This window comes from Streptomyces sp. NPDC048297 (assembly GCF_043201585.1).
Lineage (GTDB): Bacteria > Actinomycetota > Actinomycetes > Streptomycetales > Streptomycetaceae > Streptomyces.
Genome location: NZ_JBICZA010000043.1, coordinates 1 through 14663, shown reverse-complemented (window position 1 = coordinate 14663; position 14663 = coordinate 1). Strand labels below are relative to the sequence as shown.

The 14663-nt window shown below is 68.8% G+C and carries 14 protein-coding genes; 7 read left to right on the top strand and 7 right to left on the bottom strand.

The annotated features are described in order from the left end of the window. Positions 1-125: 125 nt before the first annotated feature. Together ACGFYV_RS33090 and ACGFYV_RS33085 are read right to left on the bottom strand one after the other, a co-directional pair. Positions 126-932, bottom strand: a complete 807-nt coding sequence (locus ACGFYV_RS33090; RefSeq protein ID WP_393882216.1) for a thioesterase family protein — start codon at positions 930-932, stop codon at positions 126-128. Between the two features lie 186 nt (positions 933-1118). Continuing rightward, the gene (locus tag ACGFYV_RS33085) at positions 1119-1394 is read right to left on the bottom strand and encodes a helix-turn-helix domain-containing protein (protein ID WP_393882215.1); all 276 of its coding nucleotides are present in this window, start codon (positions 1392-1394) and stop codon (positions 1119-1121) included. A 62-nt stretch (positions 1395-1456) separates the two neighbouring features. Here ACGFYV_RS33085 and map point away from each other — a divergent pair, with 62 nt between their 5' ends. After that, positions 1457-2224: a type I methionyl aminopeptidase gene (gene map / locus ACGFYV_RS33080; RefSeq protein WP_393882214.1), complete on the top strand. Its 768-nt coding sequence runs from the start codon at positions 1457-1459 to the stop codon at positions 2222-2224. A gap of 69 nt (positions 2225-2293) precedes the next feature. Here the strand turns inward: map and ACGFYV_RS33075 are convergent, their stop codons facing one another. Both ACGFYV_RS33075 and ACGFYV_RS33070 read right to left on the bottom strand, forming a co-directional pair. Further along, positions 2294-2971 (bottom strand): serine/arginine repetitive matrix protein 2, encoded by a 678-nt coding sequence (locus ACGFYV_RS33075; RefSeq protein WP_393882213.1) that lies wholly within the window; start codon positions 2969-2971, stop codon positions 2294-2296. 158 nt (positions 2972-3129) lie between these two features. Continuing rightward, positions 3130-3621: a PaaI family thioesterase gene (locus ACGFYV_RS33070; RefSeq protein WP_393882212.1), complete on the bottom strand. Its 492-nt coding sequence runs from the start codon at positions 3619-3621 to the stop codon at positions 3130-3132. Positions 3622-3712: 91 nt separating this feature from the next. On the opposite strand from ACGFYV_RS33070, the gene ACGFYV_RS33065 reads away from it, so the two are divergent. Continuing rightward, complete coding sequence (locus ACGFYV_RS33065) at positions 3713-4198, top strand: winged helix-turn-helix transcriptional regulator (protein WP_393882211.1); 486 nt, start codon at positions 3713-3715, stop codon at positions 4196-4198. Positions 4199-4318: 120 nt separating this feature from the next. Here ACGFYV_RS33065 and ACGFYV_RS33060 read toward each other — a convergent pair whose 3' ends face one another. The 3 genes from ACGFYV_RS33060 to ACGFYV_RS33050 all read right to left on the bottom strand — a co-directional run bounded on the left by ACGFYV_RS33060 (position 4319) and on the right by ACGFYV_RS33050 (position 7497). Further along, a complete protein-coding gene (locus ACGFYV_RS33060; protein WP_393882210.1) occupies positions 4319-5551 on the bottom strand; it encodes a CaiB/BaiF CoA transferase family protein in 1233 nt (410 codons plus the stop codon). 5 nt (positions 5552-5556) lie between these two features. Beyond that, complete coding sequence (locus tag ACGFYV_RS33055) at positions 5557-6783, bottom strand: acyl-CoA dehydrogenase family protein (RefSeq protein ID WP_393882209.1); 1227 nt, start codon at positions 6781-6783, stop codon at positions 5557-5559. Between the two features lie 258 nt (positions 6784-7041). Beyond that, positions 7042-7497, bottom strand: coding sequence for a pentapeptide repeat-containing protein (locus ACGFYV_RS33050; protein ID WP_393882208.1), 456 nt, complete (start codon positions 7495-7497; stop codon positions 7042-7044). 325 nt (positions 7498-7822) lie between these two features. On the opposite strand from ACGFYV_RS33050, the gene ACGFYV_RS33045 reads away from it, so the two are divergent. From ACGFYV_RS33045 to ACGFYV_RS33025, 5 genes are all read left to right on the top strand, one after another. After that, complete coding sequence (locus ACGFYV_RS33045) at positions 7823-8938, top strand: tyrosine-type recombinase/integrase (protein WP_393882207.1); 1116 nt, start codon at positions 7823-7825, stop codon at positions 8936-8938. Then, positions 8935-11415 (top strand): tyrosine-type recombinase/integrase, encoded by a 2481-nt coding sequence (locus ACGFYV_RS33040; protein ID WP_393882206.1) that lies wholly within the window; start codon positions 8935-8937, stop codon positions 11413-11415. Before ACGFYV_RS33045 ends, ACGFYV_RS33040 begins: the two co-directional genes overlap by 4 nt. An 8-nt stretch (positions 11416-11423) precedes the next feature. Beyond that, the gene (locus ACGFYV_RS33035) at positions 11424-11930 is read left to right on the top strand and encodes a DUF6262 family protein (protein ID WP_393882205.1); all 507 of its coding nucleotides are present in this window, start codon (positions 11424-11426) and stop codon (positions 11928-11930) included. 455 nt (positions 11931-12385) lie between these two features. Then, the gene (locus ACGFYV_RS33030) at positions 12386-13183 is read left to right on the top strand and encodes a hypothetical protein (RefSeq protein WP_393882204.1); all 798 of its coding nucleotides are present in this window, start codon (positions 12386-12388) and stop codon (positions 13181-13183) included. Continuing rightward, the gene (locus ACGFYV_RS33025) at positions 13132-14577 is read left to right on the top strand and encodes a DNRLRE domain-containing protein (protein ID WP_393882203.1); all 1446 of its coding nucleotides are present in this window, start codon (positions 13132-13134) and stop codon (positions 14575-14577) included. The genes ACGFYV_RS33030 and ACGFYV_RS33025 overlap by 52 nt, the downstream gene beginning before the upstream one ends. The last annotated feature ends 86 nt before the right edge of the window (positions 14578-14663 follow it).

The following is a 14663-nucleotide window of genomic DNA, read 5'->3' as shown; positions in this document are numbered from 1 at the left end:
CCGCACGGCGAGCACGAGCCGCTTCCCCGCCACATCGACGGGCCGTGCGCCCCTGAGCCGCGCTCGCACCTCGACGGGCCACGCACCCCTCAGCCGCACTCGCACTTCGACGGGCCACGCACCCCTCAGCCGCGCTCGGCGACGTACAGGCTCTGGGTACCGCGGCCGAGCGGGCCCTTCTCGTCGTGCAGGGCGGATTCGGCGAGGCCGATGCCCGCCCCGTCCACCGTCGTCCGGGCGTCCAGGCAGACCCACTCGCCCTCGGGGAAGCGGTGCAGGCTCACGGTGAGGTCGGCGTTGATGAAGACGTAGCGGCGGAAATCCAGCGAGGCGCTCACGCCGTTGCCCGAGTCGGCTGCCGTCAGCACCCGGCTGAGCGGCGTGATCTCCTCGTGCGCGACGAGCGGGACCCGCATCCGCATCCACGCCGTGGCCGGGCCGGTCTCCAGGAACGAGCCGGCGGCGAAGCTCACGTCCATGGCGGTGTGGTAGCCCTGGTCCCAGGGGACGGGGAAGAACGCCTTCGGCGGCACGGATCCGGGGCCGGGGCCGGGCACCTGCCGTTCCGGCGGCACTTCGGGCACCGAGCCCGGCGCGGCCTTCATCAGCAGTGCCGTCGCCCGCATCACCTCCTGGCCGCCGTCGGGCGCCAGGGAGGCCTCCACGAGTTCGACCTTCCGCCCGGCACGCAGCACGCGCGTCCGCACGCGCAGCGGCAGCAGCGGGACGGGGCGCAGGATCTCGTACGTGAGCCGGACGATCCTCAAGTCCGGCCGTCCGCCCGGTCGTTGCTCGACGGCCAGGGCGAGAAGCGCGGCCGGCGGACCGGCGTGCTGCGAGTCGGCGTCCCAGGGCCCTCGGGTGTAGGCGGTGGGCAGGAAGCGGTCGTGCGCCTCCCGCTCGTAGAAGGCCTCTGCTTCCGAAACCGGCATGACTGACTGCCTCTCCCTGCCGCGGCGGACGGATGCGCACCATGCTACTGAGCGCTTGCTCATGCCACGAGCGGTTTCGATCACCACCCACGCCGGTGGACGTCAGCGCCTTCACGGGCACCGAACCACCGCGGCCGACCGCTCACTCGGAACCGGTCGGCGCGTGACGGCCGGTGCCGCGCACGGTCACGCCGACATGGCCTCCTCGCCGCCTTCGGCGGATTCCGCGCAGGCGGCGGCGAGATCGTCCAGGGACAGGTCCAGGGCATGGGCCAGGGCTGCCACGGTGAAGAAGGCCGGGGTCGGGGCCCGGCCGGTCTCGATCTTGCGGAGCGTCTCGGCGGACACCCCGGCAGCCGCCGCCACGTCGACCATGCTGCGGTCACCGCGGGCCTGGCGGAGCAGGATCCCGAAGCGCTCTCCGCGTTGCCGCTCTTGCGGACTCAAAGGAACTCTCACCATGCCCGTGATACTAATACCGGTATAAGTATTGGGCAGCATCGCATGGCAAGGAGTCACGACACATGGTGGAGATCAAGTCCGACACGGCACTGGAGGCGATGCGAGAAGCCGGACGCGTCGTGGCCAACGCTCTCGCGGCGGCCCGCGCGGCGGCGTCCGTGGGAGTGCGTCTGCGCGACCTCGACGAGGCAGCCCGCACCGTGCTCACCGAGGCCGGAGCACATTCACCCTTCCTGGGCTACCGGCCCTCCTTCGCCCCGACCCCCTTCCCCGCCGTGATCTGCGCCTCCGTGAACGACGCCGTCGTGCACGGCATCCCCGGCGACCACCGGCTGCGCGACGGCGACCTGGTCAGCATCGACTGCGGAGCGAAACTCGACGGCTGGACCGGCGACGCCGCGATCAGCTTCACCGTCGGCACTCCCCGGCCCGCCGACCTCGAACTCATCGCCGCCACCCAGCAGGCTCTGGACGCCGGCATCGCCGCCGCCACGGTCGGCCATCGGCTCGGCGACATCGCCCACGCCATCAGCACGGTCGCCCGCAAGGCCGGCTGCGGCATGCCGACCGACTTCGGCGGCCACGGCATCGGCCGCCAGATGCACGAAGACCCCCACGTCCCCAACTGGGGACGCCCCGGCCGCGGTTTCCCCCTGCGCCACGGGCTCACGCTCGCCATCGAGCCCATGTTCATGGCCGGCGGCCACAACGACTACCGCACCGACCCCGACGGATGGACCCTGCGCACGACCGACGGCAGCCGGGCCGCCCACATCGAACACACCATCGCCATCACCGAGGACGGCCCCCGCATCCTCACCCTGCCCTGACCCTGGCCCTGCCCCGACCTCGGCTCCGCTCATGTTCCGGCAGCCGAACACCTCGGCCGGCGTCGACCGCTACGCCATGGGGCCGGGCGGAGGTACCGGCGCGGGGCCGAACGGTGGTGGGCCCCACGGCGGCGGAGGGGCCGACGGGGCGGCGAGCCGCCGGCGGTGGCGGCTGCGCCGGACGGCCGTGACGACGACGATGGTGGCGGCCGACACGAACGCGGCGATGAAGCAGCCGATCGCGGCGGCGATGCCCCCGATGGTCGCTCCCACCTCGGGCCTGTCCCCGAGCGCGAACTCGGCCGGCTGCTCCGAGGTGCAGGTGAGCGTGAACTCGCCGCTGCTGCCGGGCTTCACCTCGAAGACACGCTCCCAACTGCGGGACCCGACGGCGACATGGAAAGTACTGGTCGGCCGCGTCATCGACCCGGACCAACCCGTCCCCCGGACCTGGCAGTCGACCTGCCCGTTCCCCGACTGGGAGACGTAGATCGCCTTGGTCTCCCCCCGGACGAAGCCGAACGTCTTCGTGTCGCCGCCGCGGAACGCATGCGCGGTGTCGATCGAGCCGACCGCGCTCTTGACCGTCGTCACGATCAACGCCGTTCCGGCACCGATCAGCACGAGTCCCACCAGAGCGGCCACCAGGTACCAGAGACGCCTGGGCCGCACGTCCTTCGACGGGATGTTCGGCTCCGGGGGTCGGGGTCCGCCGTACGGCGCTCCCCAGGGGGTCTGTATGGACACAACGCCGGATGCTACGGCACGTCACACACCGCGAAGAGTTCGATCGCCGCTGCGGATCTTCCCAACAGCGGTGCGGCCGAGGCGCGTCGGGGATCGGCACGGCAGGCGGCGAAGTGCTCCTCACCGGGGAAGCTCACGAGGTGCGCAGGTTCAGGCGATCAGGCGGGGATGGGGAAGATCATGCAGCTGCTCGTGGCGTGGGCGAGCAGGCGGTCGGTCGAGTCGAGCAGCTCGGCCTGGGCGAGGGCGGTGCGGCGGCCCTGGCTGAGGACGGTGCCGACGGCGCGGACCTTGCCGGTGTCGACGGTGATCGGGCGCAGGAACTTCACGGTCAGGTCGAGCGAGGTGTAGCCCATGCCGGCCGGGAGGACGGACTGCACGGCGCAGCCGGCGGCGGAGTCGAGCATGGTGGCGTAGACGCCGCCGTGGACGCTGCCGATGGGGTTGTAGTGCTCCTCCCCCGGTTCGATCGCGAAGACCGCGCGGCCCGACTCGACCTCGTCGAGGGTGAATCCGAGGGTCGCGGCGATGGGCGGCTCCGGCAGGCGCCCGGCCTGTACGTCCCGGAGGAACTCCAGACCGCTCGTCCGGCCGACCGCCGCTGCCGAGACGCGGGGGTCCCCCCACTCGTATGTGCGTGACCTCGACATCGGCGCTCCCTCCGGACTTCTGGCTTCTTCGTTCGAAGCTAGCCGTGCCCAGCTCTGGCTGTCAATGGCGAAGCCAGCCTAGGATGGCCGTATGACCTGGCTGGAGACCAGTACCGAGAACTGCACGGTGCGGCGGACACTCGACGTCGTCGGTGAGAAGTGGTCGCTGCTGGTGCTGCGGGACGCGATGAACGGAGTGCGCCGTTTCGAGGACTTCCGCCACCACATGGGGGTGTCCGAGGCGGTGCTGGCGGACCGGCTGCGCAAGCTGGTCGCCGCGGGGATCCTGGAGACCGTCCCGTACCGGGAACCGGGCAGCCGTACCCGCAACGAGTACCGGCTGACCCCCAAGGGCTGGGACCTGTGGCCCGCGATGATCGCCCTCAAGCAGTGGGGCGACCGGTACACCGCGGACCCGGAGGGCCCGCCCCTGGAGGTCCGCCACCGTGACTGCGGCGACGTCGTCGAGACGGTGGTCGTCTGCACCGGCGAGCACGGGGGGCACGGGGAGCACGACACGCTCACTCCGCGGCAGGCCTACACCCGCCCCGGCGCCTCCGCCCGCCCCCGCCCCTGAGGGCGGAGCGAGCCGCCGCACCGGGCCCCGCGCCGGGCCCCGCGCCGAGCCCCGTGTCGAACCCAATGCGGAGCCCCATGCCGAGCCCCGCACCGGGCCCCGCACCGGGCCCCGTGCCGGTCAGGACACCGCCGCTTCCTTCCCGTCGTCCGGAATCGCTCCCCGGGCGCGCAGTTCGGAGATCTCCGCGGGGCCGAATCCCAGCCCGGCGAGGATCTCGTCGTTGTGCTCCCCCAGGTCGGGTCCCCGCTTCGCCGGTACCTTCGGGATGCCGCGGAGGGTGACCGGGCTGTTGACGGTGTACTCCAGCCCGGTCACTCCCTCGATCGGTACGACGATGTCGTTCGCGCGCAACTGCGGGTCCCGCGCGGCCTCTTCCGGCGTCTGGATCAGGCTGAAGGTGACGCGTTCCCGGGTCAGGACGTCCTTCCAGTGGGCGAATGGCCGCGAACGGAAATCGGTGTCGAGGATCTCGGCCAGTACGGCGGAGTTCTTGACGAAGCTCGCGAGGTCCGCGAACCGGGGATCCTCGATCAGATCGTGGTGTCCGACGGCCCGCGCCAGTCCCCGCAGTTGCGGGACCGACGCCGCGAGCATGAACCACTCGCCGTCCGCGCACTGGTAGGGGTTCGACAGGGGGTTGGCCGGGGCCTTGCGGTCGTGCAGTTCGAACGGCGTGCCGTGGGCGAGCGCGCCGGCCACGAGCGTTCCCGTGGCCCACGTGCCGACGGCAAGCAGCGACGTCCCGACATCGGCGCCCTGTCCCGTCAGTTCGCGGTGGTACAGCGCGGTCACGATCGCGGCGTAGATCGCGATGGCCGACCCGTAGTCGCCGCTGCCCCAGATCGGAACGGTCGGCGGGGCGCCCGCGTCGCGGGTGGAGGCCAGCAGGCCGCTGCGCGACCAGTAGGCGGTCAGGTCGAAGCCTGGCTGCCTGGCGTCGGCGCCTGCGTCTCCGAAGCCGGTGATGTCGGCGTAGACGACCTTCGGGTTCCAGCCCGAGACCTCTTCGTAGCCCAGGTGCAGCTTCTCGCGTGTGCCGTGCGGGAAGTTGGTGATCACCACGTCGGCCCACTCCACGAGCCGCTTGAGGACCTCGACGGACTCCGGTTTCTTCAGGTCCACGACCATGCCGCGCTTGTTGCGGTTGGCGAGATGCCAGCTGTAGTTGGCCTCTGCCTGCGGACTGGGCGGAACGGAGCCGAGCCGCCGCTGGGGGTCGCCCGCGCCCGGGGGCTCGACCTTGATGACGTCCGCTCCGAAGTCGGAGAGGATGGCGGCCGCGGCCGGTCCGGCGATGAAGGTCGAGGCGTCGAGGACCTTCAGTCCGGTGAAGACGGATTCGGTGGTCATGGCCGTCACCTCACGAACGCGCTCAGGCCGCCGGTCACGGCTCGTCCGACGATGAGGGTCTGCATCTCCCGCGTCCCCTCGTACGAGTAGAGGGCCTCCGCGTCGGCGACGAAGCGGCCGACCTTGTAGTCGAGGACGATGCCGTTGCCGGCCAGCAGTTCACGGGCCCAGCCGACGTTCTCGCGCATCCGGACGGTGGCGTAGGCCTTGGCCAGCGCGGACTGCTCGTCCCGGTAGATCCCGGCGTCCTGCAACTGGGCCAGGCGGGTCACCATGCCGCACGACGCCGTGGCGTTGCCGAGCATCTTCACCAGCAGGTCCTGGACGAGCTGGAAGCCGCCGATCGGGCGCCCGAACTGCTCGCGCTCCTTCGCGTACGCGAGGGCGATCTCGTAGGCGCCGAACATCACGCCGACCGCCTGCCAGGCCACCCCGCTGCGCGTCTGGCGCAGGATGTTCGCGGTGTCCTTGAACGAGTTGGCGTTCGCCAGCCGGTCGGCCTCCGGGACGCGGCAGTCCTCGAGCACGATGTCGGCGTTCTGCACGATGCGCAGCGCCATCTTGTGCTCGATCTTCGTCGCGGTGAAGCCGGGGGTGTCCTTCTCCACGACGAAGCCCAGCACGTGCTTGGTCTCGACGTCACGGGCCCAGATGACGACCAGGTCGGCGAAGGTCGCGTTGCCGATCCACCGCTTGGCGCCGTTGAGGATCCATCCGTCGCCGTCCCGGCGCGCGGTCGTCGCCATGCCGCCGGCCACGTCGGAGCCACCGTGCGGCTCGGTCAGACCGAAGGCGCCGATCTTCTCGAAGCGGCTCATCGCCGGCAACCAGCGCTGCTTCTGCTCCTCGGAACCGCAGGCCATGATGGTGCCCATCGCCAGACCCGCGTGCACGCCGTAGAACGTCGCCATGGAGGCGTCGGCGTGCCCGAACTCCAGTGCCATGAAGCCCGCGAGAAGGTTGCTCGGCCTCGTCTGCGAGGAGTTCGGGTCGGCCCACTCCAGAAGGCCGAGCCGCCCGAAGCGCTCGATCAGCTGGAACGGGAACTCGGCGCGGGACCAGTAGTCGTCGACGACCGGATCGACCTCCGTGCGGAGGAACTCACGGAGGGTCTCGATCTTCTTCCGCTCCGTGTCCGACAGCAGTTCCTCGAAAGCGTAGAAGTCGGCAGGCAGCAGCCCGTCGCCCAGATAGGGGCCCGCCGGTGTCGGCAGGCCCGGAATGCCACTCATTGCGATCTCCTTCAGGCGAGGTGGGCGTGGCTCGGCAGTCCCCGTCGTCAGCGCGCTGCGCCGGGCTCTTCGGGATCTCTGGCGTGATTTAACGCGTCATCGGCTCAGGTGCCCGGACCCCGCGCCGCCCGGTCCTGCCGCAGCCACCGCGGACCACCCCAGTGGCCGTGGTCATGACCATGACCCCTCGCCATGACCCCTGGCCGTGGCCATGACCCTGGCTGGCCGTGGCTGTGGCCGTGGCCGTGGCCGTGATGATCACCTGGCCGGCATCACCTGTCGAACGTCCCCGCGCACGGATACACGCTCAGGGGTGCGCTCCGCGGCCCCGCCCAGGTCTCGTGCGGCGATGCGCTCCATGTGCCGTGCGAACACGGTCGCGGCTTCGGGGTTCATACGGGTCAGCGCGACCATGGCGGAGACGATGACGTCACAGACCTCGGCCTCGACGTCCTCCCATGTGTGCGAGTGGCCCTTACGGGGGTTCTGTCCCAGGGCGCCGATGACGGCCTCGGCGACTTCTCCGGCCTCCTCCTGGATCTTGAGCAGTTGAACGAGGATGCGCTGTTCGCGCGGAAGGGTGGAGTGGTTCTCCAGGCGGGTGGCGAGGCGAGTGATCGTCTGCCAGGTGTCGGTCATGTGCGTCTCGGTCATGTTCGCGTCGGTCATGTTCGCCTCGGTCATGTTCGCCTCGGTCATGTTCGCCTCGGTCATGTTCGTCTCGATCCTGTGGTGTCAGCGGTCCTGGGCCAGGGAGACCAGCTCGGCGAACAGGCCGCCGGCTGCGGCGAGTTCCTCGTATCGGCCCTGCTCGATGATTCGCCCTTGGTCCATGACGAGGATCCTGTCGGCGAGCCGGGTGTTCTCTGGGGGTTCCCCGGCTGTGGTGTGACGTCGTACCGGTTCCTCTCGTTGGGGAGGTCGTGACGGTTCTCAGGGGGTGTGGCTCTGCGGTGGATCGTTGCGGTCGAGTCGTGGAGTAGGGGTACCAGTGCGTGCATTTCCTGTACAGCTGCCGTCGGGCGTCCGGTACTGGACTGTGTTGGATGACGAGTTGGGGGCGGTGGAGGAAGCCGACGGCTTCCTGCGGGAGTTGAGGTTGGCCCGGGGGCGGGCGGAGACGACGACGAAGGCGTATGCCGAGGCCATCGTGCTGTTCCTGGTGTGGTGCGCGACCACCGGGCGGGAGTGGCGGACTGCCGCTCGCGACATGGGGCTGTTCATGCTCTGGCTGAAGTGGACCCCGGGAAACGGCGGTCAGCGGCGGGTGGTGGTGCCCGGGCCGGGTACGAAGCCGGTCCGGGGCGAGCGCCGGATCAACAAGGTGCTGACTGCCGTCCGCATGTTCCTGGTGCACGCCGTGGTGAACAAGGCTGCGCCGGCCAGCATCTTGGAACAGATCTACGAGCTCGGCGACGACCGAGACCTGCCCCGGGAGGCTCGTGGTGAGAGCGGCGTCATGCGGTACCGGATGCGGGCCCGTCACCGGCTCCAGGAGCCCGAGAGCGCCATCGACCGGGCCGGTGACGAGGAGATCGTTGCGATGTTCCTGCAGTGCCGCTCCGCCCGCGACAGGCTGATCCTCGTTTTGCTGTCGCGGGTCGGCCTGCGCCCGGGACAGGTCGCGGGGCTGCGCCGCTGCGATCCGCATCTGCTGATGGACTCACGCTCGCTGGGCTGCGACGTTGAGGGCGCCCACGTGCACGTCATCCGGCGTGAGAACGAGAACCGCGCCTGGTCGAAGTCGAGGAAGTCCTGGGCGATGCCAGTGGACTTCCTTGTGGTCCAGGCATTCGACCAGTACGCGCTGGAACGCCACGAGCGTCTGGGCGCGGACGGCAGCGACTTTCTGCTGGTCAACCTGTTCCGGCCGCCCTACGGGGCGCCGATGACACCGGATGCGATCGGTGACCTGTGTGAGTCTTTGTCCCGGCGGGCCGGGCTGGGCCGCACGATCGGTCCGCGGATGTGCCGTCATGCGATGGCCAGCAACGTCGCTGATGCCGGCGGGCAGTTGGACGAGGTGCAGGCCCTGCTCGGGCAGAAGAGTGCGGAATCGCCGCGGCCCTACCTGCATCCCAAGCCTTCGCGGCTTCGCGAGGCCGTTGAGCGGGTTCCTCTTCCGCGTGTGGCCGCCAAGGAGGACGTTCGGTGAGGATCGCCCTGGTCGAGAACCTGCCGGCAGAGCTGGCCGATGTCACCGTCGCTCTCATGGGTGCAGTGACCGCAGAGTTCCAGCGGCTCATGAGCTGGGACGGCGAGGCCCGGCAGCTGGTCTTCCCTCGTGATCATCCTTTGCTCGGCGGGCCGGAGTGCCTGGTGTCGGGCTGTGACAAGGTCGTCTTCCACACCGCGGACCATGGGCTGTGCGTGGGCTGCGCGAAGCGCCTGAAGGGCAGCGGGCAGAGCTTCGAGGAGTTCGTGGCCACCGTCAAACGGCACTGGCGCTCGATCGGGATCAGCAACTGCGGGGTTCCGGAGTGCGGGCGCCCGTCGAAGACGTCACGCGCCGGGCTGTGCAGCACCCATCTGGGCCAGCAGAAGTCGCTCGGCCTGTCGGTGGAGGAGTTCGTTCACCACCCTGGCGTCAAGCCCTTGCCCGGCTTCGGCCCTTGTGAGGTCGCTGCGTGTCCGCGATCTCGCGATGGACACAGCCGCCGGTACTGCATGGCCCACTATCAGCGCCGTCTGCTGGAGATCAGCAAGGGCAGCACCCTCGATGAGGAGACCTGGCGGCTGACGACCCCGGCCATCGCCCAAGCCGGCGTGGTCAGCCTGCTCGGCCTGCCCGACCGGGTCGTGACCGAGATCCTCTACGGACTGCAGCAACGTGTCGCCGCCGGCATCCGGCACAAGGACCACCACGTCCGGCCGTTCTGCGACCTCGTCCGAACCCGGCAGGTCGGCTCGCTGACCGAACTCGACACCTGTGACCTGGGCAAGATGAACGCCGCGCTGGCGAAGGGGTTCCTCAAGCACGTCGTCCGACTGCGCATGTCGCCGGAGACCGAGCGGCACAAGGACACCTGGGACGGCGCCGCGTTCGGCATGACCGGCTACCTCCACTTCGAGAAGATCAGCCAGCCCTGGCTGCGCAGAGCCGCCCAGGACTGGGCGGTCGACGACGCTCCCCGCCACAGAGGCACCAATCCCCGCGGAGCGATGCAGACGCAGATCAACTGCATCGTCAGGCTCTCGGAGAGCCTCCGGCTGAACCGGCCGGACCAGGGCACGGATCCGCGGCTTTTGGGCCGCGACGACATTGTGGCCATCCTCAACCGGATGCGCTACCTGGTACAGAAGGGAGAGGTCGCCGCCACGCGTCACGTCGTCGATGTCCGGCACCTGCGGCGCATGCTGCTGCGGATGCGGAGCCTTGGGCTGACCCAGCCTGGCCACTCGCTGCACGGCCTGTCCGAACAGTTCACGTTCCGGCCCGAGGACATCCCGGACGATCCCGAGGACACCGAGGCCGGCCGTGACCTGCCGCCCGAGGTGATGCGGCAACTCTGCGATCACCTTGACGTCTTGGGCAAGGGCGACCTGCAGGCCCGCACCGCGGTCGAGCTGCTGATGGACACCGGCCGGAGACCGGATGAGATCTGCAAGCTGCCCTTCGACTGCCTCGAACGCGATGGCGACGGCGAGCCCGTCCTGATCTACGACAACCGCAAGGCACTCCGGAACGGCCGACGGCTCCCGATCGCCAAGGCCACCGCGGCCCTCATCATCGAACAGCGGCAGCGAGTGCGGGCCCGCTTCCCCCACACCCCGGACAAAGACCTCGCGCTCCTGCCCTCGCCGGTCGCGAACCCGCACGGCACGAAGTCGCTGACCGCCAGCTGGCTCGGGGACCGCCACCGAGGGTGGGTCGACTCCCTGCCCGACTTCCTTCTCCCCACCGTCGTCGCGGTCGCCGGCGAGCGCGTCACGAAGATGCTGCCCTTCGACAAGGCGAAGATCTTTGCCTACGCCTACCGTCACACCTACGCTCAACGTCACGCCGATGCCGGCGTCCCTGTCGACGCTCTCAGGGCTTTGATGGATCATCGCCAACTCGCCACTACGCAGCGTTACTACCGGGTCGGCGAGAAGCGTCAGCGGGAAGCGGTCGAGCGTGTCACGGCGATGCAGTTCGACCGGCACGGCAACCGCGTCTGGCGCCGGGCCAAGGCCGTCCTCGACTCCGAGCACGCCCGCCGGGTGGTCGGCGAGACCCAGGTCCCCTACGGTACCTGCACCGAACCCTCCAACGTCGCTGCCGGTGGCCAGGACTGCCCCGTCCGGTTCCGGTGCGTCGGCTGCAGCCATTTCCGCACCGACGTGTCCTACCTGCCCGATCTGGAAGCCTACCTGGCGGATCTCCTGCGCAACCGCGAGCGGCTGGCCGCCTTCACCGAGGCCGACGACTGGGCTAAGGGCGAGGCCATGCCCTCGGACGACGAGATCAGCCGGGTGCGCCGACTGGTCAAGCGCGTTCGCGGGGAACTCAACGATCTCACCGACGAGGACCGGGCCCAGATCCAGCAGGCCGTCACCGTCGTCCGCAGAACGCGGGCGGGCGTTGTCCCGCTCGGCATGCCGAAGGTGAGACAGCCCCTGCCCGATCTACGTCCCGAGAGGACCGTATGACCTCCAGCATGATCGAAGGCAAGCGAGCCGACTCCGTACGGCGCCGGGAGCGCGTCATCAAGGCCCTGGACACGGCCCTGCGAACCGGAGATGACATCACCGTTTCCGGCCTCGCTCGCGCCGCCCGCGTCGATCGCAGTTTCCTCTACCGGCACCGTGACCTGCTCGAACGCATTCACGCCGCTGCCAACACGCCCGTCGAGGAGGGACGGTTTGCTGTCGTCAGCCGAGCCTCCCTGCAGGCCGACCTGGCCAACGCACTGGAGCGGAACACTCGTCTGGCCGCACGAGTGCGGCAGTTGGAGAAGCGCCTGTCCGAGCAGCTCGGTGAGCAGGCATGGCGCGAGTCCGGACTCGGGGCCGCACCGGACGTCGACCAACTGCAGCGACGCATCGCCATGCTGGAACAGGAACTCGCGGTGACGCGCGGAGAGCTGGAGGAAAGGGCGGAGGAACTTGACGCGGCTCGGGGTGCCAACAGGGAACTGACTCGTGCCCTGAACCAGTCTCACTGAGCCGTGTCACTTTGAAGTTGCTCGTGACGTCAGGGAGGGGGCGGGGAGGCGACCCGTCAGGACTCTTGCGAAATTCTTACCGATTGATCCACGTCTTCTTTCACGTCTTGGGAAAATCTTGAATCGGTCGAGGGAACCTGTTTGCGGCCTCGCGGCATCCGCCACATGCAGACCTAGGGGAGCAAAAGCCCCCAATCGGGAAGTTTATACCTGACTACCCATCGGAAGCACTTTGGAATTCCTTGGTGTTTTCAAGGGTTTGATTTGGGCATCTCCTGCGACCCCTATGGGTGTACTGCGAACCTTCAGTGAAGATCAGTTCGTTTCTGTTGGCTCCGCGTTGCGGAGTGTCAGGGAGGGAGCTGATCGTGCGTCACAGACCTGTGGCCCATGACAGATGGAGAAGGGGCGGGTCGCGCCAGGCGCGACGGCTACGACAGATCGCCATCGGCGTGGTGATGCTGTTCGCAGCGGAGGCCGCGCTGGTGTCGCAAGACACCGGTGTCGCGTTCGCCACGCCGGCATCCGGCGCAACAGTGGAGTCCGTCCAGTCGGATACCACCAAAGCGTCGGGTCCTGCGGAGGCGCAGGACGAGGCGTCGGCGGTGCTGATGGCGCGTCTGCAGGACCGCAAGATCGAGGTGTTGTCCGCTCGGACGACGGATTCGACGACGTATGCGCTGCCCAGCGGTGAGTTGGAGACGGAGGCGTACGCGGGTCCGGTCCGGGTGAAGCAGGACGGCGTGTGGAAGGACATCGACACGTCGCTCTCCGACACCGGCTCCGACCTCACGCCGGCCGCGGCGGCGGCCGACGTCACCGTCTCCGACGGCGGTGACACACAGCTGGCGTCGGTGACCAAGGACAAGGAGTCCTTCGGGCTCGGTTGGGAGGACAAGCTCCCGACCCCGACCGTCAAGGACAGCACCGCCTCCTACGGCCTGGGCAGTGGCCAGACCCTGTCTGTCACGGCGCTGGCGCAGGGTTTCTCGGAGAACGTCAAGCTCACTCAGCAGCCCGACGGTGACGCGGTCTCCTATCGGTTTCCGCTGAACCTGGACGGGCTGAAGCTGTCCCAGGCCGACTCCGGGCACCTGCTGCTGAAGAACAGCGACGGAGACCTGGTGGCCGAGGCGCCGGCCCCGATGATGTGGGACGCGAGCAAGGAGAGGCGTCCGGCGAGTCCGCCCACCAGGAGCAGGTGGCGACGAAGGTCGAGACCGCGGACGACGGCTCCCAGACTCTGGTCCTGACCCCGGACAAGGACTTCCTGGCCACCGCGACCTACCCGGTGACGGTCGACCCGACCACCACCCTGGCGGTCACCACCGACACCTGGGTGCAGAACCCGGACTACCCGGACTCTCAGATCTCCTCGCAGGAACTGAAGTCGGGTACGTACGACGGCGGTACGGACACGGCCCGTTCGTACCTGAAGTTCGACGTGTCGAAGTTCACCGGCAAGCACATCACCGCGGCGACGATGTCGCTGTACAACTACTACTCGGCGACCTGCTCCACCTCCGGGGCGGCCACGGTGGCGAAGCGGATCACCTCCACGTGGTCCTCGTCATCGATCACCTGGGGCGCGCAGCCGTCGACCACGACCACGGGCATGGCCTCCAACACCGGCCACTGGGGTTACACCGGCTGCGCGGCGAACTGGTCGAACTGGAACCTGCAGACGATCGTGCAGGCATGGGCGGACGGCTCGACCAACTACGGCCTCCAGATCCGCGCCGACAGCGAGAGCGACTCCACCACCTGGCGGCGTTTCCGGTCGGCGAACTACACCACCTCCGGGTACGCCCCGAAGCTGGTGGTGACCTACAACTCGTACGCCACGACCAGCTCGCTGGCGATCTCGCCGAGCAGCGTGAACGCGTACAGCGGCAAGCGGTACGTGACCACCTACACCCCGACGTTGTCGGCGAAGGTAACGGACGCGGACAGCTCCACGGTCAAGGCGCAGTTCGAGATCACCAACGACCCCTCGTACTCCGGCGAGACGTCGTACTCCTACACCGGCACCTCGTCCTCGGTGGCCTCCGGCAGCACCGCGACGCTGACCATCCCGTCCGCGAGCCAGCTGGCCGCGGCACACCTGCGCATGCGGGTGCGCGGCTATGACGGCACGGACTACGGGGCCTGGTCGTCGTACATCTACTTCGTGCCGAACGTCGCCAAGCCGAACGCGCCGACGATCTCGTGCGACCCGTACACCGAGCAGACCTGGACGGCGAAGGCGGACAGTGGCGCGACCTGCACCCTGGACACGTCCTCGTCCGACGGCCAGGGCTACTTGTGGGGTTTGGACGACTCCAGCACGCCGAAGTCGGTGTACGACACCGTCGACGGCAACGGCGGTGACCCGCTGACCATCTCGATCAGCCCGGGTGAGGACTGGCACAAGCTGTACGCCAAGACCATCGACTCCGGCGGCAATATCTCCACCTCCGCCACCGCCTACGCCTTCGGCGTCGGTGACGGTGCTGGTCTGCTCACCCCGGGTGATGGTGACAGTGCCGCTCGCCGAGTCAGCCTCACCTCGACCGGCAAGACCACGTACACTGGTGTGACTTATCAGTACCGGCGCGGTGAGACCGATTCCTGGGTCGATATCCCGGTCGTGGATGTCACTAACTGATCGTTTCAGAATGAGTTGCGCTGCGGGTCTTGTGCTCGACGATCTTGGTCGGCAGGGTGTCCGGAGTGCGTGCTGATCTTGTTCCT

Coding starts and splice junctions, on each gene's coding strand:
- ACGFYV_RS33090 (WP_393882216.1), bottom strand. CDS start 932: ATGCCGGTTTCGGAAGCAGAGGCCTTCTACGAGCGGGAGGCGCACGAC.
- ACGFYV_RS33085 (WP_393882215.1), bottom strand. CDS start 1,394: ATGGTGAGAGTTCCTTTGAGTCCGCAAGAGCGGCAACGCGGAGAGCGC.
- map (WP_393882214.1), top strand. CDS start 1,457: ATGGTGGAGATCAAGTCCGACACGGCACTGGAGGCGATGCGAGAAGCC.
- ACGFYV_RS33070 (WP_393882212.1), bottom strand. CDS start 3,621: ATGTCGAGGTCACGCACATACGAGTGGGGGGACCCCCGCGTCTCGGCA.
- ACGFYV_RS33065 (WP_393882211.1), top strand. CDS start 3,713: ATGACCTGGCTGGAGACCAGTACCGAGAACTGCACGGTGCGGCGGACA.
- ACGFYV_RS33060 (WP_393882210.1), bottom strand. CDS start 5,551: ATGACCACCGAATCCGTCTTCACCGGACTGAAGGTCCTCGACGCCTCG.
- ACGFYV_RS33055 (WP_393882209.1), bottom strand. CDS start 6,783: ATGAGTGGCATTCCGGGCCTGCCGACACCGGCGGGCCCCTATCTGGGC.
- ACGFYV_RS33050 (WP_393882208.1), bottom strand. CDS start 7,497: ATGACCGAGGCGAACATGACCGAGGCGAACATGACCGAGGCGAACATG.
- ACGFYV_RS33035 (WP_393882205.1), top strand. CDS start 11,424: ATGATCGAAGGCAAGCGAGCCGACTCCGTACGGCGCCGGGAGCGCGTC.